Source organism: Embleya sp. AB8 (assembly GCF_049739465.1).
Classification (GTDB): Bacteria; Actinomycetota; Actinomycetes; order Streptomycetales; family Streptomycetaceae; genus Embleya.
This window is the reverse complement of record NZ_JBMHHY010000006.1, coordinates 1-21156: the sequence shown is the minus strand read 5'-3', so window position 1 is coordinate 21156 and position 21156 is coordinate 1. Positions and strand designations below refer to the sequence as shown.

17 protein-coding genes and 1 pseudogene are annotated in these 21156 nt (G+C 72.6%); 12 read left to right on the top strand and 6 right to left on the bottom strand.

What is annotated here, in order from left to right; all coding sequences use genetic code 11:
• Window positions 1-81: 81 nt before the first annotated feature.
• Window positions 82-858 (bottom strand): amino acid ABC transporter ATP-binding protein, encoded by a 777-nt coding sequence (locus ABIA38_RS10200; RefSeq protein WP_424638427.1) that lies wholly within the window; start codon window positions 856-858, stop codon window positions 82-84.
• 226 nt (window positions 859-1084) lie between these two features.
• Here ABIA38_RS10200 and ABIA38_RS10195 point away from each other — a divergent pair, with 226 nt between their 5' ends.
• On the top strand, window positions 1085-1762 hold the full coding sequence (locus tag ABIA38_RS10195; RefSeq protein WP_424638195.1) for a response regulator transcription factor: 678 nt from the start codon (window positions 1085-1087) through the stop codon (window positions 1760-1762).
• 172 nt (window positions 1763-1934) lie between these two features.
• The gene (locus ABIA38_RS10190; RefSeq protein WP_424638194.1) at window positions 1935-3350 is read left to right on the top strand and encodes a sensor histidine kinase; all 1416 of its coding nucleotides are present in this window, start codon (window positions 1935-1937) and stop codon (window positions 3348-3350) included.
• Window positions 3351-3414: 64 nt separating this feature from the next.
• Here the strand turns inward: ABIA38_RS10190 and ABIA38_RS10185 are convergent, their stop codons facing one another.
• The gene (locus ABIA38_RS10185; RefSeq protein ID WP_424638193.1) at window positions 3415-5322 is read right to left on the bottom strand and encodes a bifunctional serine/threonine-protein kinase/glutamate ABC transporter substrate-binding protein; all 1908 of its coding nucleotides are present in this window, start codon (window positions 5320-5322) and stop codon (window positions 3415-3417) included.
• Between the two features lie 212 nt (window positions 5323-5534).
• On the bottom strand, window positions 5535-6536 hold the full coding sequence (locus tag ABIA38_RS10180; protein ID WP_424638192.1) for a TAXI family TRAP transporter solute-binding subunit: 1002 nt from the start codon (window positions 6534-6536) through the stop codon (window positions 5535-5537).
• Window positions 6537-6604: 68 nt separating this feature from the next.
• Here ABIA38_RS10180 and miaB point away from each other — a divergent pair, with 68 nt between their 5' ends.
• Complete coding sequence (miaB, locus tag ABIA38_RS10175; protein WP_424638191.1) at window positions 6605-8083, top strand: tRNA (N6-isopentenyl adenosine(37)-C2)-methylthiotransferase MiaB; 1479 nt, start codon at window positions 6605-6607, stop codon at window positions 8081-8083.
• Window positions 8084-8390: 307 nt separating this feature from the next.
• On the opposite strand, the gene ABIA38_RS10170 is transcribed toward miaB, so the two are convergent.
• Complete coding sequence (locus ABIA38_RS10170) at window positions 8391-8978, bottom strand: histidine phosphatase family protein (protein WP_424638190.1); 588 nt, start codon at window positions 8976-8978, stop codon at window positions 8391-8393.
• Between the two features lie 61 nt (window positions 8979-9039).
• On the opposite strand from ABIA38_RS10170, the gene ABIA38_RS10165 reads away from it, so the two are divergent.
• Window positions 9040-9759 (top strand): hypothetical protein, encoded by a 720-nt coding sequence (locus ABIA38_RS10165; RefSeq protein ID WP_424638189.1) that lies wholly within the window; start codon window positions 9040-9042, stop codon window positions 9757-9759.
• Window positions 9760-9849: 90 nt separating this feature from the next.
• Here ABIA38_RS10165 and ABIA38_RS10160 read toward each other — a convergent pair whose 3' ends face one another.
• Window positions 9850-10344, bottom strand: a complete 495-nt coding sequence (locus tag ABIA38_RS10160; RefSeq protein ID WP_424638188.1) for an antitoxin — start codon at window positions 10342-10344, stop codon at window positions 9850-9852.
• Window positions 10345-10542: 198 nt separating this feature from the next.
• On the opposite strand from ABIA38_RS10160, the gene miaA reads away from it, so the two are divergent.
• The 6 genes from miaA (at window position 10543) to hflX (ending at window position 17719) form a co-directional block, all read left to right on the top strand.
• Window positions 10543-11451, top strand: coding sequence for a tRNA (adenosine(37)-N6)-dimethylallyltransferase MiaA (gene miaA, locus ABIA38_RS10155; RefSeq protein WP_424638187.1), 909 nt, complete (start codon window positions 10543-10545; stop codon window positions 11449-11451).
• A gap of 99 nt (window positions 11452-11550) precedes the next feature.
• Window positions 11551-13332, top strand: coding sequence for a gamma-glutamyltransferase (gene ggt, locus ABIA38_RS10150; protein ID WP_424638426.1), 1782 nt, complete (start codon window positions 11551-11553; stop codon window positions 13330-13332).
• 76 nt (window positions 13333-13408) lie between these two features.
• Complete coding sequence (gene dapF / locus ABIA38_RS10145) at window positions 13409-14284, top strand: diaminopimelate epimerase (protein ID WP_424638186.1); 876 nt, start codon at window positions 13409-13411, stop codon at window positions 14282-14284.
• A 95-nt stretch (window positions 14285-14379) separates the two neighbouring features.
• Window positions 14380-15123, top strand: a complete 744-nt coding sequence (locus ABIA38_RS10140) for an SCO6745 family protein (protein ID WP_424638185.1) — start codon at window positions 14380-14382, stop codon at window positions 15121-15123.
• Between the two features lie 223 nt (window positions 15124-15346).
• Entirely contained in the window at window positions 15347-16057 is a 711-nt protein-coding gene (locus tag ABIA38_RS10135) for a DUF4097 family beta strand repeat-containing protein (protein WP_424638184.1), read from the top strand.
• Between the two features lie 156 nt (window positions 16058-16213).
• Entirely contained in the window at window positions 16214-17719 is a 1506-nt protein-coding gene (gene hflX / locus ABIA38_RS10130) for a GTPase HflX (protein WP_424638183.1), read from the top strand.
• Between the two features lie 101 nt (window positions 17720-17820).
• On the opposite strand, the gene ABIA38_RS10125 is transcribed toward hflX, so the two are convergent.
• Window positions 17821-18903, bottom strand: a complete 1083-nt coding sequence (locus ABIA38_RS10125; protein ID WP_424638182.1) for a trypsin-like serine peptidase — start codon at window positions 18901-18903, stop codon at window positions 17821-17823.
• 223 nt (window positions 18904-19126) lie between these two features.
• Here ABIA38_RS10125 and ABIA38_RS10120 point away from each other — a divergent pair, with 223 nt between their 5' ends.
• Window positions 19127-20650 (top strand): diaminobutyrate--2-oxoglutarate transaminase family protein, encoded by a 1524-nt coding sequence (locus ABIA38_RS10120; protein ID WP_424638181.1) that lies wholly within the window; start codon window positions 19127-19129, stop codon window positions 20648-20650.
• A pseudogene (locus ABIA38_RS10115) lies at window positions 20647-21156 on the top strand (aspartate aminotransferase family protein); the annotation flags it as partial. The gene ABIA38_RS10120 and the pseudogene ABIA38_RS10115, both read left to right, overlap by 4 nt.

Below are 21156 nucleotides of genomic sequence, written 5' to 3'. Positions count from 1 at the left end.
AAATGGGCCGAACGACCGCTGAACTTCGGGGTGCCGAGCGGGAGTTGAGCAACCGGGCGCGCTGGGGGCGCCCGGCGGCGCTCAGTGGTGCAGGATCTTGGAGAGGAAGTCCCGGGCCCGGTCGCTGCGCGGGTTGCTGAAGAACTCCTCGGGCGTGTTCTCCTCGACGATGCGGCCGTCGGCCATGAAGATCACCCGATTCGCGGCGGAGCGCGCGAAGCCCATCTCGTGGGTCACCACGACCATCGTCATGCCCTCGCGGGCCAGGTCGCGCATGACCTCCAGGACCTCGTTGATCATCTCCGGGTCGAGCGCCGAGGTGGGCTCGTCGAAGAGCATCACCTTGGGCTGCATGGCCAGCGCGCGGGCGATCGCGACCCGCTGCTGCTGGCCGCCGGACAGTTGCGCGGGGTACTTGTCCGCCTGGCTGGCCACGCCGACCCGGTCGAGCAGTTCGCGGGCCCGCTCGGCGACCACGTCGTGCTTTTCGCGGCGGACCCGGAGCGGGCCGAGCATCACGTTCTGCAACACGGTCTTGTGCGCGAACAGGTTGAAGGACTGGAACACCATGCCCACGTCCGAGCGCAGCCGGGCGAGTTCGCGGCCCTCCTGCGGCAGCAGGTCGCCGTCGATGGTGATTCGGCCGCCGTCGATCGCCTCCAGGCGGTTGATCGTGCGGCACAGCGTCGACTTGCCCGATCCGGACGGACCGATGACCACGACGACCTCGCCCTTGTGGATCGTCAGGTCGATGTCCTGCAATACGTGCAGCGCGCCGAAGTGCTTGTTGACGCTCTCCAACACGACGAGGGGCTCGCCGGGCTGCGTGTCGTGGGTGGTGTCGCCCTTCGCGAGCACCGGCGGCTTCGGTGCGGTCTCAGAGGCATCCGTCGTCACGATGGCGGGCTCCGTCCAGAGTCGTCCCGTATCTTTTTGCGCGACCGGGTGGCAGATGGGTTCGAGAGTCTCCCGGCGAGGCCGGGTGGTGCGTGACACTAGGGCAGCCGGCACCCCCCCAGTCAGTGCACTTGAGCCTCTCTTGAGGTCAAGAGTCGGTAACGGACCGTCAGATGCGAGGAACCACGTGCGCCTTCTGCTCGTCGAGGATGATCTGCGAGTCGCCGCGCCGCTACGCGCGGTTCTGGGTCGGCACGGCTTCACCGTGCGGCACGCCACCACGGGCGAGGAGGCCCTCGCCGCGATCGACGACCTGCCCGACGTGGTGCTGCTCGACCTGTCGTTGCCCGACCACGACGGCTTCGAGGTGTGCAGTCGGATTCGCCGGCTGTGCGACGTGCCGGTGATCATGGTGACCGCGCGGGCGGACATCCGGTCCCGGATACACGGGCTGAACCTGGGCGCCGACGACTACGTCACCAAGCCCTACGACATCGGCGAACTGCTGGCCCGGATCCACGCGGTGAGCAGACGCACGCGCAGCGACGCGCCGGCCCCGGACGCCCCGCCCGCGGCCAAGGGGCCCGGCGGCATCGAATTGGACCCGGCCACCCGCCGGGTCACCGTGGGCGGCACCGACGTGGTGCTCACCCGCAAGGAGTTCGACCTGCTCGCGCTGCTCGCCCAGCGGCCCGGCGTGGTCTTTCGGCGGGAACAGATCATCAGCGAGGTCTGGCACACCAGCTGGGCCGGCAACAATCGCACCCTGGAGGTGCACGTCGCGTCGCTGCGTTCCAAGCTCGGGAATCCGGCGATCGTCGAGACGGTGCGGGGTGTGGGCTACCGTGTCGTTCCCGAGGCCTGACCCCAGCGGCTTCCCGACGGATCGTCACCGGATTCTGTGCGCACCCGCCTGCGCCTTGCAGCGCTGCATGTTCGGGAATCCGGCGATCGTCGGGACGGTGCGGGGTGTGGGCTACCGTGTCGTTCCCGAGGCCTGACCCCAGCGGCTTCCCGACGGATCGTCACCGGATTCTGTGCGCACCCGCCTGCTCGCGTTGCTCCTTGCCCTGATGACCGCAGTGCTGATCGCGCTCGGCGTCCCGTTGGCGATCTCCCGCGCCTCCGCCCATCAACAGGAGCTGATCCGGGATCGGGTGGACGACCTCACCCGGTTCGTCTCGGACACCCAACTGACCGTGGTGTCGGACACGTTGCGCGCCCAGACCGACGGCGGCGTGCCGCCCGGGCCGGATGCCGCGGACCTGGACATGTTGCGCTCCGAACTGGAACGCTACGAGGCGATCTACGGCATCCGGGTCGGCGCCTTCGACCGGCGCGGCCAGCCGATCGCCGTGTCCCACACGGGATTTCGGGTCGATCCGCGCTCGCCCGCGTTCACCGAGGCGCTCGCCGGGCGGCGCAGCGACGACCCCGGGCAGGTGTGGCCGTGGGAGCGCGATCGTATCGTGGTGGCGGTGCCGGTGATCCACCGCGGCGACGTGGTCGCGGTCGTGCTCACCGATTCGCCGACCGGCCGGATGCGCTCGAAGACCCAGCGGGTGTGGATGATCCTGTTCGCCGGCGAAGTGGTCGCGGTGCTCGCCGCGTTGCTCCTCGCGACCCGGCTCACCGGGTGGGTGTTGCGCCCGGTCCGGGTGCTCGACTCGGTCACCCACGAGATCGCCACCGGCCGGCTCGGCGCGCGGGTGGCGGGCGCCCAGGGGCCACCCGAACTGCGGCGGCTGGCCCGGTCGTTCAACGAGATGGCGGACCACGTGGAGACCGTGGTCGACCAGCAGCGGGCATTCGCCGCAGATGCCTCGCACCAGTTGCGCAATCCGCTGTCCGCGCTGCTGTTGCGGATCGAGGAACTGGGTCTGTCGTTGCCGCCGGGGCACGGCGAGACGTTGGACGGGGTGCGGGACGAGGGTCGCCGACTGACCCATGTGCTGGACGAACTCCTGGAGTTGGCCCTGGCCGAGAACGCCCGCCCGGCCGCCCGGGCGGTGGACGTGGCGGCGCTGGTACACGAACGGGTGGACGCCTGGCGGACGTTGGCGCGTACCCGCGGTCGCCGGCTGGAACAGGAGGGCCCGCTCGCGCTGACCGGCAACGTGGACCCGGTCACGCTCGGCAGCGCGCTGGACGCGATCCTGGACAACGCGCTCAAGTTCGCCCCCGAGAACACCACGATCACCGTGGCCTGCTCGGCGGTCGGCGGCGAGGTGGAGATCCGGGTCAGCGACCGCGGCCCGGGCCTGACCTTCGAGGAGATGCGGCGGGTGGGCGACCGGTTCTGGCGCAGCCCGCGACACCAGAATGTGGACGGCTCGGGCCTGGGCCTGTCGATCGCCCGCACGCTGCTCGGCGCGAGCGGCGGCCGGATCGACTTCGCCGCGCGCGAGGGCGGCGGGCTGACCGTGACGCTGACCGTGCCCAGGGCGGACTAGCTCGGGTCCGAGCCGCCGGACCTGGGGCCGAGCCGACCGCCGGCCGGGTCCGTTCCGGTGCGCGCTATTCGGCCACCCGGCACTGCGGGGCCCGGGGTTGCGGCAGGCCCAGCGGGCGCAGTCGGACGTCGTAGGCACGTTGCCAGTCGCCGTTGGCGATGTGCCGGTTCAGCGCGCCGCACACCGCGTCGGCGAGCGCCATGTCGCCCTTGCTCAGGCCCACGCCGTACGGCTCGTCGGAGAACGGCCGGCCCAGGATCCGCAGCGTGTCCGGGTGTTGCGCGACGAAGCCGGACAGGATCGCGTCGTCCGTGCTGACCCCGCGCACGTTCCCGGCCAGCAACTCGTCCACGCACTCCGAGTACTTGCCGCGCTCCTGGACCCGCATGGTCGGGAACTCGCCGCGGATGCGCACCGCCGAGGTCGACTCGCGCACCACGCACACCGCGCTGCCCGCGAGGTCCTCGGGGCCGCCCACGCCCGGCTCGTTCGCCCGGACCAGGAAGTCCTGACCCGCGATGTAGTACGGGCCGGCGAAGGAGACCTTCTGCGACCGGGCCGCGTTGATCGTGTAGCTCGCCACGACCAGGTCGACCTGACCACTGGTGATCCGATACTCGCGGTTCTGCGTCTCCACGTCCATGAACGAGATGCGGTCCTTGAACCCGAGGTCCTCCGCGATCATCCGGGCCACGTCGTCGTCGAAGCCCTGGTAGGCCTGATCGCCGGTGCGCACACTCCACCCCGGCTGGTCCGGCTTGACCCCGATGATCACCCGGCCCCGGGCCAGCATCGCCCGGTACGTCGGCGAGTTCTTGCGCAGATTGGCGAACGGGTCGGGGGCGTGTGTGCCGCCCTCGGCCCGGTTGTTCTCCACCGCCAGCCACGACGCGCCGACCGCGACCAGCAGGAAGGCCAGCGCGGCGGGCAACGCGATCCGGGTGCGCCGCCACCACCGGGTCCCGGTCGGCGGGCGGGTCGGCGGCTCCTGGCTCGGCGGTTCGCCGGCGTAGGTCGCCTCGACGTCCTCCTCGCGCTCGCGCCGGGGCAGCGGATCGCCGCCCCAGGTCACCGGCACCGAGTCCTGCACGACCCGGGTCAGCAGCGCGTCGGTCTCCTTGGCGTCCAGGCGCCGGGTCGGGTCCTTGCGCAACAGGCCCATGATCACCGGCTCCAGCGGGCCGGCATGCCGGGGCGGTGCGGGCGGCGCGTTGACCACCGCGTCCACGACCTCCACGGGGGAGGCCCGGCGAAACGGCGCCAGGCCCTCGACCATCTCGTAGAGCGTCGCGCCGAGCGACCACAGGTCGGACGCCGGATCCAGCACGTCCGCGTGGTCGGCGAGGGTGTGGTCCCCGTTCGTTGCGTCGGTGAGCACACTCGGTCGGGCCCGGGCGAACTGCTCGGCGCGTTCGGGCGCGAGATAGCCCGGGGTGCCCAGGAGTTCGCCGAACTGGGTCACCTGCGGCGCGTCGGCGAAGGTGGCGATGCCGAAGTCGGTGAGCACCACCCGGCCGTCCATGCCGAGCAGCACGTTGGCGGGTTTGACGTCCCGGTGCAGCACGCCCTTGGCGTGCGCGGCCCGCAGCGCGCGCAGCACGTCCAGGCCGATCCGGGCCGCCTCGGCGTGGTCGAGTCGACCCTCCGCGCGGATCACGTCGGCCAGTGACCGGGAAATCACCAATTCCATGACGATCCACGGCAAACCGTCCTCTTCGAAGACGTCGTGCACCGTCACCACGTTCTCGTGGCGGATTCGGGCCGCCGCGATCGCCTCGCGTTTGCTGCGCTCCAGCCAGGATCGTTGCGATCCGGCGTCCAGCGACTTCGGCAGCAGCAGTTCCTTGACCGCGACCTCGCGACCGAGGGCGGTGTCGACGGCCAGCCAGACCTCGCCCATACCGCCTCGGCCGAGACTGCGGCTGAGGCGGTAACGATTGTTCAGTATTCGGCCGATCTCCCCCTCGGACACCGCGGTCGCACCCTCCTCCCGAGCAAGCGGGCCTCCCTGACCATGTGTGCGGCCTTCCCCCCGGTCGGCTCACAGCGTCGGTTCGGGGACCGCGCGCACGGTCCGGCCCACAGGCTCAGAGCGTAGATGTCGGTCCCGAACACGATGACACGACCCAGCATGTGCCATCGGAGCCGCTTCGCGCGACGCTCTGCGCATCACGATCTGTCCGATCAGGGTTTCACCGATCGGTACCACCGCTCGGCGCCGGTGTGCAGCGGCAGCGGATCGGTGAAGATCGCCGTCCTGGGGTCGACCAACTGGGCGGCGTGCACCTCGCGTCCGATCACCTGCCGGTTCTCCATCACCGTCTCGGTCACCCGCCTGATCAGCGCCGGATCCTGCGAGGCCCGGGTGACCAACAGGTTCGGCACCGCGATCGTGGGCGTCTCGGTCCCGCCGGGGTAGGCGTCCGCCGGCACCACCGCCTCGCGGTACACCGGCCCGTAGCGATCGCGCAGCTTGCCCGCCAGATCGCCGAGTTGCACCAGCCGCACCGACCAGTGCTCGGCCAGGTCGGAGACCGCCCCGGTGGGCAGCCCGCCGGACCAGAAGAACGCGTCCACGGTGCCGTCGCGCAACCGCCGGCCGGCCTCGCCGATGCCGATCCGGACCGGGACGATCGTGTGCTCCAGGTCGCTCATCCCCACCTCGCTCAACAACCGCCGGGTGATCAACTCGACGCCGGAGCCGGGCAGTCCGACCACCACCCGGCGTCCGCGCAGGTCGGTGATCTTCTGTATGGGGGAGCCGGCGGGCACGACCAGTTGCACATAGTCGTCGTAGAGCCGGGCGACCGCGCGCAACTGGTCACGATCGCCCGGCGGCAGATCGGCGACGGCGTCCGAGGTGGAGATCCCGAAGGTGTCCGTGCCCTCGACCACCCGGCGCAGGTTCTCCACGGACCCCCCGCTGGTGTTCACCGTGACCCGCACGTTCAGGTCCGCGGACAGCCTGGGCCGCAGCAGTTCGCCATAGCGGTGATACACCCCGGTCGGGACCCCGGTGGCCAACGACACCGGCCCGCCCGGCGTGGTCCGGTCGTCGCCGGAGAAGACCAGGTAGCCCCCGACCAGACACAGCAGCACCAGCGTCGCGAACCCGACCCGGACCAGGTGGGGGCGGCGCGCGTAGGCGTCGCGCAGGGAAACGGGGCGGAACGACGAGGAGGGCACGGCGGCGATATTGCCATGGCGGGCGGCCACACACGCGGGGAAGCAAACCCCGTACCCTGTCGGGTGTTATGACTGCGCGAAGCTATGAGGTGCGCACCTACGGGTGCCAGATGAACGTCCACGACTCCGAGCGGCTGTCCGGGCTGCTGGAGGACGCGGGATACGTGCGCGCGCCCAAGGGGGAGCCGGCCGACGTGGTCGTCTTCAACACGTGCGCCGTCCGCGAGAACGCGGACAACAAGCTCTACGGCAACCTCGGCCACCTCGCGCCCGCGAAGGCCGAACGCCCCGGCATGCAGATCGCGGTCGGCGGCTGCCTCGCGCAGAAGGACCGGGACACCATCGTGCGCAAGGCGCCGTGGGTGGACGTGGTCTTCGGCACGCACAACGTGGGCTCGCTGCCGGTGCTGCTGGAGCGGGCCCGGATCGAGCAGGAGGCCCAGGTCGAGATCCTGGAGTCGCTCGACGTCTTCCCCTCCACGCTGCCCACCCGGCGCGAATCGGCCTACGCGGCGTGGGTGGCGATCTCGGTGGGCTGCAACAACACCTGCACGTTCTGCATCGTGCCGGCGCTGCGCGGCAAGGAGAAGGACCGCCGACCCGGCGACGTGCTCGCCGAGATCGAGACGCTGGTCGGCGAGGGCGTGATCGAGGTCACCCTGCTCGGGCAGAATGTCAACGCCTACGGCTCGGACATGGGCGACCGCGAGGCGTTCTCCAAGCTGCTGCGCTCGTGCGGGCGGATCGACGGCCTGGAGCGGGTGCGGTTCACCTCGCCGCACCCGCGCGACTTCACCGACGACGTGATCGCCGCGATGGCCGAGACGCCGAACGTGATGCACCAGCTGCACATGCCGCTGCAATCCGGCTCGGATCGGGTGTTGCGCGCGATGCGCCGCTCCTACCGGCAGGACAAGTACCTCGGGATCATCGAGCGGGTGCGCGCGGCGATGCCGGACGCGGCGATCTCCACGGACATCATCGTCGGCTTCCCCGGCGAGACCGACGAGGACTTCGAGCAGACGCTGCACACGGTGCGCGAGGCGCGCTTCGCCGCGGCGTTCACCTTCCAGTACTCCAAGCGCCCCGGCACCCCGGCCGCCACGATGGACGGCCAGGTGCCCAAGGAAGTGGTCACCGAGCGCTACCAGCGGCTGCTCGCGCTCCAGGAGGAGATCTCCTGGGCGGAGAACCGCGCCCAGGTCGGCCGCACCCTGGAGGTGCTGGTCGCCGAGGGCGAGGGCCGCAAGGACCACGACACCGCGCGGTTGTCCGGGCGGGCCCCGGACAACCGGCTCGTGCACTTCGAGCGCCCGGCCGAGGGGGTGCGGCCCGGCGACCTGGTCTCGGTCGAGATCAGCTACGCCGCACCGCACCACCTGCTCGCCGAGCGGCCCCCGCTGGCGATCCGCCGCACGCGTGCGGGCGACGCGTGGGAGCGGCGCACCGCGGCACCGGCGACCAAGCCCGGCGTACTGCTCGGGATGCCGCAGATCGGCGCACCGGCCGCCGAGGCCACGCCGACCGCGGTCGCCTGCTGCGACTGAGCGCGGGGCGGGGCCGGCCGTGGTCGGCGCGCGGACCGCGGTACGGCGGCGGCCTGTTGCGACGGAGTGTCGGTACGGACCCGCGCGGGCCGCGCCGGTCCGGCTGTACGCCGTCGGTCGGCGTGCCGATTGCCTCGGCCACGCCGACCGCGGTGGTCTGCCGTGACCGAGCGTCGGTCGAAGCGGTGCCGGCCGAGCGGGACCGGCCGTCGGCCGCAGTCGGCGCGGTCCCGGTCGGTCCGGCTGGGCGCCGCAGGTCGGCGTGCGGTTGCCTCGGCTGCGCGGACCGCCTCGCCGGAGGCGTCGGTCAGGACACGTTCCAGCCGAGCAGTACCGGCTGTTCGCGCTCGTAGCCGAGGGTGGACAGGCGGGCCGTGTCCAGCCGGAACAACCGGCCGTCGGCGGGCGGCAGGCCCAGCCAGCGGGCGGTGAGCACGCGCAGCAGGTGGCCGTGCGCGATGAGCACCGCGTCCTCGCCCGCCGCCAGCACCGGGCGCACCCGGTCCAGCACCCGGTCCACCCGACGGCCCACGTCCACGATCGACTCGCCCGGATGCGCGGCGTCCCCGGGCACCACCCCGTCCCGCCACAGGACCCAGCCCGGGACCCGCTCGCGGATCTCGTTGGTGGTGATCCCCTCGTAGCCGCCGTAGTCCCACTCGACCAGGTCCGGTTCGAGCTGCGCCCCGGTGATCCCGGCCAGTTCGGCGGTGTGCCGGGCCCGGCCCAGCGGGCTGGTCAGCGCGAGCGCGAAGGTACGCCCGTCGAGCAGTTCCGCCACCGCCTTGGCCTGCGTCTCGCCCTCGGGGGTCAGTGGGATGTCGGTCAGCCCCGTGTGCCGCCCGGACCGGCTCCATGCGGTCTCACCGTGTCGCACCAGCATCAGTTCACCCATGTGATCCATCCCATCATGCGCCCCGGGAGGCGTCGCGGCGGCTGGTTAGTACTCTCCCTGAATGCTCGTAGCAGCCGCGGTAGTCCCGTGTCCCCCGATGATCGTGCCCGAGCTGGCCCGCGGGGCCGTCGCGGAGCTGGATGCGCTGCGCGCGGCGTGCGACCGGGCGGTGGCCGAGCTGGCCGAGACGGCGCCGGACCGGCTGGTCGTCGTGGGCGCGGGAGCCGCGGACGCGACCCTCGTGGCCGGCGGGATCGGCTCGTTCGCGCCGTACGGGGTCGAGCTGGAGGTGACCCTGGGCGCCGGCGCCGCCGAGCCGCTGCCCCCCGCGCTGGCGATCGGCGCGTGGTTGCTGGGCCGCTCGCCGTGGGCCGCCGACCGGATCGCCTCGGGCACCGCGCCGAGCCCGGTGTCCGGCGCGGTGCTCGCCGCGGACGCGGACCCCGCGCACTGCGCCGCGCGCGGCGCCGAACTGGTCGCGGGCCCCGAACGGGTCGCACTGCTCGTGGTCGGCGACGGGTCGGCGTGCCGGACCGAGAAGGCTCCCGGCTATCTCGACGCCCGCGCCGAGCCGTACGACGCCGCCCTGGCCGCGGCGCTCGCGGCGGCCGACCCGGTCGCCCTCGCGGCGCTCGACCCGGCGTTGGCCGACGAGCTGTGGGTGGCCGGCCGACCGGCCCTGCAGGCGCTGGCCGGCGCGGCGGGCCCGGGGCGGCGCGGGCGGTTGCTCTACGACGCGGCGCCGTACGGGGTCGGCTACTTCGTGGCGCTCTGGTCCTGAGCGCCGGTTCACCCGCGGACGTCCCGACACACCGAGCGGGCGGTGGTCACCGGATCCGGTGACCACCGCCCGCTTCGTCGGCTACCGCGCTCAGGCGGAGGGTTCCGCCGGGGGCTGCGGCGCGGGGGGCGTTTCGGGGGCCGCGTCCGACGCCTCGCCCTCGGTCTTGCCGCCCAGCGCCTCCTTGGCCTTGTCCGACGCGCCCTTGATCTGCTCGGTGTGCTTGCCGCCGGTCTTCTCGTCGGCGACCTCGGCGGCCTTGTCGACGCCCTTCGCCGCCTTGTCGCCGTGCTGACCCAGCAGGCTCTCGGCCTTGGCCTTGATGTTGTCGAAGACACCCATGTCCTGCTCCTTCTCGGATGCGCCCGCCCGGCCCGATGTCTCGGCCGCGTCCCCGGCGGTCCGGGGAGCGGGCGTCGTGGCCGCCGCCGCGACCGGCTCGGCCTCGGCGACCGCGTCGATCGGTGTCGCGGGCCGGTCCTCGACCAGCGTCGCGGTGTCCGCGCCCGCCGGGTTCCCCGAGCAGCACGAGCCGCTTTCCTCCGCCGTATCGGGACGCCGCTTGAACCAGTCGAAAACACTCACAATTTCTCCTAGACCGTATGTCCGTGGTCGATGTCGTGCATGTCGGCGGCGGTACGGGGGACCTTCCGCGGCGCCGCCCGAAGTACCCGGGTCGCCGGAACTCAACGAGGGCGAGCGGTGCCGGTCACGACCTCGCGGGCGGCCGTACCGCAACGAGCGACGGCGGGAGTCGGGCCCGCGATCCGGCAGACTTGGGGGGTGAGTCCCCGTGTCATAGCCGTCGTCGGTCCCACTGCGGCCGGAAAATCCGATCTTGGCGTCGCCCTGGCCCGTGCACTGGACGGCGAGGTGATCAACACCGACTCCATGCAGCTCTACCGCGGCATGGACATCGGCACCGCCAAGCTGACCGTCGCCGAGCGCGGCGGCGTGCCGCACCATCTGCTCGACGTGTGGGACGTGACCTGTTCCGCCAGCGTCGCCGAGTACCAGCACGACGCCCGTGCGCTGGTCGACGACCTGCTCGCGCGCGGCCGGACCCCGATCCTGGTCGGCGGCTCGGGACTGTACGTCCGCGCGGTGCTCGACGACCTGGAGTTCCCCGGTACCGATCCGCTGATCCGGGCCCGCCTGGAGGCCGAGGCGCAACGGGTGGGGCCCGGACCGCTGCACGCGCGCCTGGCCGTGGCCGATCCGCCCGCCGCCGCCGCGATCCTGCCGGGCAACACCCGGCGGATCGTCCGCGCGCTCGAGGTGATCGAGCTGACCGGGCGCCCGTTCACCGCCACCCTGCCCACCCACCGCTCGTTCTACGACAGCGTGCAGATCGGGGTGGACGTGCCGCGACCGGTGCTCGACGAGCGGATCACCACGCGCGTGGACCGGATGTGGTCGGCGGGCCTGGTCGAGGAGGTGCGCGAACTGGAGAAGGTCGGGCTGCGCGAGGGCCGCACCGCGTCGCGCGCGCTCGGCTACGCGCAGGTGTTGCGGCTGCTGGCCGGGGAGTGCTCGGACGAACAGGCACGCGAGGACACGGTGCGCACCACCCGTCGGTTCGCCCGCAGGCAGGACACCTGGTTCCGGCGGGATCCGCGGATCCACTGGCTGGAGCACTCGCGCGCCGACCTGCTCGACGCCGCGCTCGAACGGGTGATCCGACCCGAGTAGGGGTGTTGCGGGTGGGGTGCGCGTGGCACGGTGGAGGGTCGGTGACACACCAAACCTGCTCGGGGGAGGCCCGTCGTGATCCGCTCTGTTCGTCGCGCCATGGCGCTGGGTACGGCGCTGGGGCTCGCATTGACCGTCCCCGGGACGGCCTCCGCGCACCCCGGCGGGCCGCCCGCCAAAGTGCCGGTGGCCACCGGCTGGGGCGGCGCGGTCTCCAGCGTCGACGCCGACGCCACCCGGATCGGCCTGGACGTGCTGCGCCGCGGCGGCAACGCGGTGGACGCCGCGGTGGCCACGGCCGCCGCGCTCGGGGTCACCGAGCCCTACTCGGCGGGGATCGGCGGTGGCGGCTACTTCGTCTACTACGACGCGCGCAGCCGCACGGTGCGCACGTTGGACGGGCGGGAGACGGCGCCCGCCCGGATGGGCAAGGACACCTTCCTCGATCCGGCCACCGGGCGGCCGATCCCGTTCGACCAGGCGGTGAACTCGGGGCTTTCGGTGGGGGTTCCGGGCACGCCGCAAACCTGGCAGACCGCGCTGCGCGAGTGGGGGACCACCAATCTGCGCGCGGCCCTGGCCCCGGCCCGCGAGCTGGCCGAGCGCGGATTCGTGGTGGACCAGACCTTCCACGACCAGACCGCGGCGAACGCGGCCCGGTTCGCCGACATCGTGCCGACCGCGAAGTTGTTCCTGCCGAACGGGCAACCGCCGGTGGTGGGCAGCGTGTTCCGCAACCCGGACCTGGCCCGGACCTACGACCGACTCGGTCGCGCCGGGGTGGACTGGTTCTATCGGGGCGATCTCGGCCGCGAGGTGGTGCGCACCGCGCAGCGGCCCCCGGTGACGCCGAACGCGACTCGGGTCTTCCGGCCCGGCCTGATCGAGACCGACGACCTGGCCCGCTATCGGGTCCTGGACCGGCGGCCGACCCGGATCGACTACCGGGGTCTGGACGTCTACGGCATGGCGCCGTCCTCGTCGGGCGGGTCGACCGTGGGCGAGGCGCTGAACATCCTGAAGACCGCCGACCCGCGCACGCAGGACGACGTCACCGCGACGCACTACTACCTGGAGGCGTCCCGGCTCGCCTTCGCCGACCGCAATCGTTACGTCGGCGACCCGGCGTTCGTGGACGTACCGCTGCGCGGCCTGCTCGCGGACGGCTTCGCCGGGGAACGCGCGTGCCTGATCGACCCGGACCACGCCGCGGTGAGCCCGGTCCCGCCGGGTGACCCGAAACCGCCGTACGACCACGACTGCACGGCGACCGGCACGCCGGAGGCGACCGAGCCGACCGAGGGGTTGTCCACGACGCACCTGGTCACCGCCGACCGCTGGGGCAACGTGGTGTCGTACACGCTGACCATCGAGCAGACCGGCGGCAGTGCGATCACCGTGCCCGGGCGCGGCTTCCTGCTCAACAACGAGCTGACCGATTTCGACTTCGCGCCGCTCACCCCCGGGGTGTTCGACCCGAATCTGCCCGCGCCGGGCAAGCGCCCGCGCAGCAGCATGTCGCCGACCATCGTGCTGCGCGACGGTCACCCGTTCCTCGCGGTCGGCTCGCCCGGCGGCGCGACCATCATCACCACGGTGCTCCAGGTGCTCACCGGGCGCCTCGACCGCGGCCTGTCGCTGCCGGCGGCGGTCGCCGCGCCGCGGTTGTCCCAGCGCAACGGGGCGGCGACCGAGGTCGAACCGGGGGTGCCCGGCCCGCTGCGCACGGCGTTGGAGCAACGCGGGCACGTGCTCAAGGACAATCCGGAGATCGGCGCCGCGGCGGCCCTCGAGTTCCTCCCGAACGGGCGGGTCCAGGCGGTGGCCGAACCCACCCGCAGGGGTGGCGGTGCGGCCGGCGTGGTGCACTCGGACCGATAACGGGCCATTGCACGAGCGCGCGGTCCCGGCGGAATACCCGCCGGGACCGCGCGCTCGTGCGGCCTAGGATTGTCGGGTGAGCACTCTGCACTTCTTCAAGGGCCATGGCACCGAGAACGACTTCGTCATCGTGCCGGATGCGGACGGCGGGTTGGACCTGGGCGTCGAGCAGGTCGCCGCGCTGTGCGATCGGCGGGCCGGGATCGGTGCCGACGGCCTGCTGCGGGTGGTTCGTTCGGCCAAGGATCCGGCCGCCGAGCAACTCGCCGGCGAGGCCGAGTGGTTCATGGACTATCGCAACGGCGACGGGTCGATCGCCGAGATGTGCGGCAACGGGGTGCGGGTGTTCGCCCGCCACCTGGTCGAGCGCGGCCTGGTCGAGCCGGGCCAGGTGCGAGTGGCCACGCGCGGCGGCGTCAAGGTGGTCACGGTGCCCGCCGAGGGTGCGATCACGGTGGACATGGGCGTGGCCCGGTGGCCCGGCTCCGCCGGCATCGGCGTCGAGGTCGAGGGGCGCGTGCGGCCCGCGACCAACGTGGACATGGGCAACCCGCACGCGGTGGTGTTCGTCGAGGACCTGGCCCAGGCGGGCAATCTGTACACGGCGCCCGAGGTGTCCCCGGCCGGTGCCTACCCGCACGGGGTCAACGTCGAGTTCGTGGTGCGTCGCGGGCCGGGCCACGTGGCGATGCGGGTGCACGAGCGCGGCTCGGGGGAGACCCGGTCGTGCGGGACCGGCGCGTGTGCGGTGATGGTCGCGGCGGCGCGCGCGGACGGCGCGGATCCGGCGCGCACCGGCGTGCCGGTCACCTACACGGTGGACGTCCCGGGCGGGCGCCTGGTGATCACCGAGCGGGTGGACGGCCACATCGAGATGACCGGCCCGGCCGTGATCGTCGCCGAGGGCACGGTCGACCTCGACCGCCTGTGCTCCGACCGACTCCGGGGGTGACCCGGGTCGGGGCCCGAGCCCCTGTGCTCGCTCCGCACACCGTGATAGGTCTTGCCTGACCTGGTCAAGCAGCGCCGTCATGGGGAGACACGAGCATGAGCAGCATGGACACGGCCCGCGACACCACCCGCGCGGTCAAGACGACGGTCCAGGCGGCGGGGGCCTTCTTCTTCGCGCCGCCCACCGTCGCCCGCGGCGCGGAGTTGGGCCTGGACGGCATCACGCTCTATGTCGCCGGTCGCGGCGGCGTACTCGGGGACGTGGACGACGACACGCTCGTGCGCGCGTTCCATCACTTCACCCCCGGCGTCCTGCTACCGCTGTGGGAGAGCGGCCGCAAGGTCGCGCCGCCCGCGCGGATCGGCGAGTTGTACGCCGACTGCGCCCGCGCGTGGGGCCGCGAGCATCTCGCCGAGCTGCCCGAGGTGGCCCGACTGGCCGAGATCACCACCCGGATCGTGCGCGCCAACGACCTGGGCGCGCACGCCCCGCTCTACTCGGCCTGGCGCGGTGTACCTCTTCCGGATGACGCGCCGGCGCGGCTCGCGCAGAACCTCCAGACGCTGCGCGAGCAGCGCGGCGGGCTGCACATCGTGGCGCTGACCGCGCACCGGTTGAGCCCGGTCGAGGCGCAGGTCGCCGAGGCCGGTCCCTACCTCGAGTTCTACGGGCACAAAAAGCCGTTTCCCGAGGTCACCGAGCATCTGGCGGCCCGCCGCCGGGCCGCCGAAGAGCTCACCGACGAGCTCGTGGCGGCCTGCTACGCGGTCCTGGACGAGGCCGAGGCGGCCGATTTCACCGCGCTCACCTCGGCGTTGGCCGCGCGGTTGGCGCACTGATCCGGTGCCCTGGTCCCGGTACCGGGGTCCGGGAGAACCCCGAGACCGGCCCTGCCTGGAGGTGGAGCGGCTCGACGTGCTCTCCTGCCAGGGAAGGACCCGCCTTACCCGACGCCGGACCGACGCGGGCGCGGGCGGGTCTTCCTAGCCTTGGGGGAGAAGCAAGCGGGGGAGTGGTCGTGCGTTCGGGCGGCGTACCCCGCCCCTATCCCGAGGAGACCGCATGTCTGCCCGCAACCGTCGACTGGCCCTGCTCGCCCCTCTGGTCGCCCTGCCGTTGGCGCTCACCGCGTGTGAGTTCAACGTGGACACCGGGCACGACGCGGAGAAGAAGACCACGTCCTACGACGTCACGCAGACCGTGAAGTCGCTCAAGGTGGACAGCGCGGCGGGCAACGTCAAGGTGACCGAGGGCGACGTGAAGAACGTCCAGGTGACCGAGAAACAGCACTACGACAACACCGCGCCGACCACCACACACAACGTGGACGGCAACGGTCAGCTGGTCCTGGACTACAACTGCGCGAGCAAGAAGGCCTGTTTCGTCGCCTACGACGTGACCATCCCGCGCGGCGGCGCCGGGATCGACGTCCGGACCGACGCGGGCAACGTGACCCTGCGCGACCTGACCGGGACGCTGAACCTGCACACGGGCGCGGGCAAGATCGACGGCGAGGGGCTGACCTCGGCCAAGGTGACCGCGCAGACCAGCGCCGGGTCGATAGACCTGACCTTCACCAAGGCGCCGACCGACGTGAGCGCCAAGACCAACGCGGGCCGGGCCACGGTACGGGTGCCCGGCGGGACGCAGTACGCCACCGACGTGTCCACCACGGTCGGCGACACCGACGTCAAGGTCTCGCGCAACGACCAGTCGCCGAACCACGTCAAGGTGCACACCGACGCGGGCCAGGCCCGGCTGCTCACCTCGTGAGGTAGGCGGGCGCCGCGTCCCGGCCGTGCGGTCGGATCCGCTTCGGGCCGAATCCGGCCGAAAACCCGGATGCCCGCGCGGCGGCCGCCATGGGACCATCGTGACGGCCGCCCGAGGGGAATGGAGCGGCCCGCCGACTACGTTGAACAGGACGATATGACTTCTCGCTCACACCGCGCCGGACACGACGACACGGACTCGACTCCGCTATTCGACGACGCCGACGGCTTCGACGACGGAGCGTCCTTCGACGGATTCGGACCGGGCGATGACGTCGGGGGTCGTCCGGTCGACTACGACGGCGACCAGTTCGACCGCGAGGAGCGCAGCGCGCTCCGCCGGATCGCCGGTCTCTCCACGGAGCTGACCGATGTCACCGAGGTCGAATACCGACAGCTTCGCCTGGAACGGGTCGTGTTGGTCGGGGTCTGGACCGACGGCACCGCCGCGGACGCCGAATACTCGCTCAAGGAACTCGCGGCGCTGGCCGAGACCGCGGGTTCGCAGGTGCTGGACGGACTGATCCAGCGCCGCGACAAGCCGGACCCGGCCACCTACATCGGGTCCGGGAAGGCCCGGGAACTGCGCGACGTGGTGATCGCCACGGGCGCGGACACCGTGGTCTGCGACGGTGAACTGACGCCCGGTCAGTTGATCCAGCTCGAAGACGTGGTCAAGGTCAAGGTCGTCGACCGCACCGCGCTGATCCTGGACATCTTCGCCCAACACGCCAAGTCCCGTGAGGGCAAGGCCCAGGTCTCGCTGGCGCAGATGCAGTACATGCTGCCGCGCCTGCGTGGCTGGGGTGCCTCGCTGTCTCGCCAGATGGGCGGTGGCGGCGGTGGCGGCATGGCCACGCGTGGTCCCGGTGAGACGAAGATCGAGACCGATCGTCGGCGCATCCGGGAGAAGATGGCCAAGATGCGCCGCGAGATCGCGGACATGAAGAAGGCCCGCGACACCAAGCGACAGGAGCGCCGGCGCAACGCGATCCCGTCGGTGGCCATCGCGGGTTACACCAACGCCGGCAAGTCCTCGATCCTGAACCGGTTGACCGGTGCGGGTGTCCTGGTGGAGAACGCGCTGTTCGCCACCCTGGATCCGACCGTGCGTCGGGCCGAGACGCCCAGCGGGCGCGGCTACACGCTGGCGGACACGGTCGGCTTCGTGCGGCACCTGCCGCACCAGCTGGTCGAGGCGTTCCGGTCCACCCTGGAGGAGGTCGCCGACGCGGACCTGATCCTGCACGTGGTGGACGGCTCCGATCCCACGCCCGAGGCCCAACTGGCGGCCGTACGCGAGGTGTTCACCGAGGTCGAGGCGCACAAGGTGCGCGAGATCGTGGTGGTGAACAAGGCCGACGCGGCCGATCCGGAGGTGCTGGCGCGGCTGTTGCGGCGGGAGAAGCACGCGATCGTGGTGTCCGCCCGCACCGGGCAGGGCATGGACGAGCTGCTCGCGCTGATCGACGAGGAACTGCCCCGGCCCGACGTCGAGGTCGAGGTGGTCGTGCCCTACGAGCGCGGCGATCTGGTGGCCAAGGTGCACGGGAGCGGCGAACTGCTCGGCACCGAGCACCGCGAGTCGGGCACGTGGCTGCACGCCCGGGTGGGCCGGCAACTCGCCGCCGAGCTGGAGCGGTTCGTGGTCGCCAAGCGCTGATCCATTGTCGGACCGCAAAAGGGATGCGGTTCGGCCGAACGGGCCCGGCTCGCACCCGATTTCCCGGGTGCGAGCCGGGTTTTCGGTGTTTTCCGGATCGATCAGCGCTTGCGTTTGAGGTTGTCCAGCATGCGGCGGGCCTCCTGGTCCAGGTAGGGGCCGGCGATCCAGGTGTGTCCGGCGCCGCTGAGCGCGCTGTTCCCGATCAGCCGCAGGCTGCCGTCGGGGGCGGTGGCATACCAGCCGCCGCCGCTGGCGCCGGCGGTCATCGTGCAGCCGATCCGAAGCAGCGGCGGGGTGTTCGGGTCGACGGTCATCCGGCGCGGGTCCTGGGTGCAGCCGAACATGGTCAGGCCGTCGAACGGGGCGTCCTGTGGATAGCCGTACGCGCTCGCGGCGGCCAGGGCGCGCGGTGCGTCGAACCACACCGGTAGGGCGCGGCCGACCACCTCCTCCAGGCTGCGCGCGCTGTGGTCGGGGTTGCGCACCTCGACCACGGCGTAGTCGTAGGAGGTGGCCGTCGAGGTGGAGTCGGTGCCGCCGGCGCGCCACTGGTCGGAGGTGGCCACCGAGGTCGCCCACCACTGGCCGAACGGGGCGACCGGGCCGGGGTTGCCGAGATTGGCCAGGGTGGCCTGGCCGCTGCTGTTGAACGCGGGTACGAACTGCAGGCTGGTGAACCAGGTGCCGCCGCGGCCGGCGTGTACGCAGTGCCCGGCGGTCCAGACCAGATTGCTGTGACCGGGACGCTTGGGGTCGGCGACCACGGTGCCCGAGCAGGCGGAGGGGCCGTCGGGGGCCTCGAAGAACAGCTTGCCGACGGCGATGGTGCCGGGTTCGCCCGCGTAGGGGCGCGGGACCGGTCTGGCCGGTACGGGCGGCGGCTTGGCCTCGGCGAGCACGTCGGGCAGCGGTCCCCACGTGGGCGTCGGGTCGGTGCGGCCGGGTGCCGCCGAGGGGGCGGGCGGGCCGTCCTCGCCGCGCGGGTCACGGGGTTTGGCCCGGCTCATGCGTTCCGGGGTCCAGTGCGCCGGATCGCCGGGATCCGCGAGTGCTCCCGGCCCCCGGCCGTGGCCGTCGTCGTGACTGACGCCGCGCAGTGTCAATGCCATGACGGTGCCCGTCACCAGCAGCGATACCGCCACCGTCAGCGCGACGAACAGCGTGCGAACGCCGCGCGTCACGCGCCTACCTCCCCGTGTGCGCCCCCCGTGGATGACCGCCCGACAGTATCGGAGGGGCCCTCGGCCGTGATCGGGCGGCGGTTCGGTCGTTGTTTTCAGCGGGGCCGTCGATCCGGCGATCGTCACTCGTTGTGGTGAGGATTTTGCCTTCCGTCACTACTCCAAGGTAAGCCTTACCTAAATCCCGATCGCCCTTGATCGCCCTTGTGGAGGTGCCGCAGTCATGACCGCCGCCCTGACCAGGCCGGACGACCGCTCCGGCACCGAGGACCCGGCACCCGTGGGCTCGGCCGGCGCCGACGCGGGCCCGGATCGCGAGGCATCGGCCGGTGCGAGTGCGGCCGGCGCGGGTGCGGACGGTGCGCGGATCGGCCGGCAGCGCTCGGGTGATCCGCTCGCGGATGCGCCGGGCATCCTGCGTGGACCGGGCGCCCGGGAGTCCTCGGCCCGCACCTACGCCCGCTCGCTGCCGATCGTGCCGGTGCGCGCTCGGGGGATGACGGTGGAGGGGGCCGACGGTCGGCGCTATCTCGACTGCCTGTCCGGGGCGGGCACCCTGGCCCTCGGGCACAACCACCCGGTGGTGCTCGCGGCGATCCGCGGCGTGCTCGACACCGGGGCGCCGCTGCACGCGCTCGACCTGGCCACCCCGGTCGAGGACCGGTTCGTCGAGGAGCTGTTCGCCACGCTGCCGCCGGAGTTGGCCCGAGAGGGGCGGATCCGGTTCTGCGGACCGGCGGGCACCGACGCGGTAAAGGCGGCGCTCGAGCTGGTCCGGACCGCCGGCGGGCGGCGCGGGGTGGTCGCCTTCACCGGGGCCTGGCACGGGATGACCGACGGCGCACTCGCGGTCGGCGGCGACCCGGCGATCCGGGACGCGACGGGGGCGGGCACCGGCGATCCGATCCGGCTGCCGTTCCCGCAGGACTACCGCTGCCCGTTCGGCACCGGCGGCGCCGAGGGCGAGCGGCTCGCCGCGCACTACGCGCGCGCCCGGTTGGCCGCCCCCGACGGCGGGGCGCCGACGCCCGCCGGGCTGATCGTGGAGCCGGTCCAGGGCGAGGGCGTACTGCCCGCGCCGGACGGCTGGTTGCGCGAGTTGCGCCGGCTCACCGCGGCGCGCGGGATCCCGCTGGTCGCGGACGAGGTACAGACCGGCCTGGGGCGGACCGGCGCGATGTGGGGTGTGGACCATGCCGGCGTGGTGCCGGACGTGATGGTCATCTCCAAGGCGATCGGCGGCAGTCTGCCGCTGGCGGCGGTGGTCTACCGCGCCGAACTGGACCGCTGGTGGCCGGGGACGCGCGCGGGCACCTTCCGCGGCAACCAGCTCGCGATGGCGGCCGGCACCGCGACGATCGCATTCGTCCGCGAGCATCGGCTGCCCGTGCACGCCGCCCGGATCGGCGGCCGACTCGCGGGCGCGCTACGGGATCTGATGCCCGGTCAGCCGGCCATCGGCGAGGTGCGCGGACGCGGTCTGATGCTCGGCGTGGAGATCGTCGAACCCGACGCGGCCCCGGACGCGCGCGGGGTCCGCCCGGCGGCCCCGAACCTGGCGCTCGCGATCCGCCGCGAGGCCCTGAGCCGCGGCCTGATCGTCGAGTTGGGCGGCCGACACGACAGCGTGGTCCGGTTGTCGCCCCCGCTGACGATGACCGAGCTCCAGGCGGACGCGGTCCTGGAACGCCTGGCCGCCGCCATCGAGGCGGCCACGGCGGCCCGCCCGGGATCGGCGCCGTCATGACCCCCGAGCAGCCCGCCGGCCACGCTGCCCTGGCCGGCGGAGTGGCGGGGATCGACGCACTGCGCCCGTTGCTCGACGTCGCGCTGGCCGCACTGACGACCGGCGCGACCACCCGCGGCGGCCCACTGCCCCCGGGCGGCCCGGCGGGCGTGGCGGCCGAGGTGGCCCGGGTGTTGGGCTCGGAGGTGGCGGGTTCGGGTGTGGTCGGGCTCGATGCGTCGGCGGCGGGGGCGGGTGCCCGGGGCGGGTTGCGGCCGGTGATGGGTGCGGTGGGCGAGCGGGGTGGGGCGTCGGGCTTGGGTGAAGTGGGTTCGGGGTGTGCGGATTCGGACCCGACGGGTGCGTTGGCGGTCTTGGCGGGCCCGGGGGACGGGTCGCCGGTTGTAGACGTCCCGGCGGGCGGGGCGGTGTGGGTGTTGGGCTCGGAGGTGGCGGGTTCGGGTGTGGTCGGGCTCGATGCGTCGGCGGCGGGGGCGGGTGCCCGGGGCGGGTTGCGGCCGGTGATG

Coding starts and splice junctions, on each gene's coding strand:
- miaB (WP_424638191.1), top strand. CDS start 6,605: ATGACTGCGCGAAGCTATGAGGTGCGCACCTACGGGTGCCAGATGAAC.
- ABIA38_RS10170 (WP_424638190.1), bottom strand. CDS start 8,978: ATGGGTGAACTGATGCTGGTGCGACACGGTGAGACCGCATGGAGCCGG.
- ABIA38_RS10165 (WP_424638189.1), top strand. CDS start 9,040: ATGCTCGTAGCAGCCGCGGTAGTCCCGTGTCCCCCGATGATCGTGCCC.
- ggt (WP_424638426.1), top strand. CDS start 11,551: ATGGCGCTGGGTACGGCGCTGGGGCTCGCATTGACCGTCCCCGGGACG.
- ABIA38_RS10140 (WP_424638185.1), top strand. CDS start 14,380: ATGAGCAGCATGGACACGGCCCGCGACACCACCCGCGCGGTCAAGACG.
- ABIA38_RS10135 (WP_424638184.1), top strand. CDS start 15,347: ATGTCTGCCCGCAACCGTCGACTGGCCCTGCTCGCCCCTCTGGTCGCC.
- hflX (WP_424638183.1), top strand. CDS start 16,214: ATGACTTCTCGCTCACACCGCGCCGGACACGACGACACGGACTCGACT.
- ABIA38_RS10120 (WP_424638181.1), top strand. CDS start 19,127: ATGACCGCCGCCCTGACCAGGCCGGACGACCGCTCCGGCACCGAGGAC.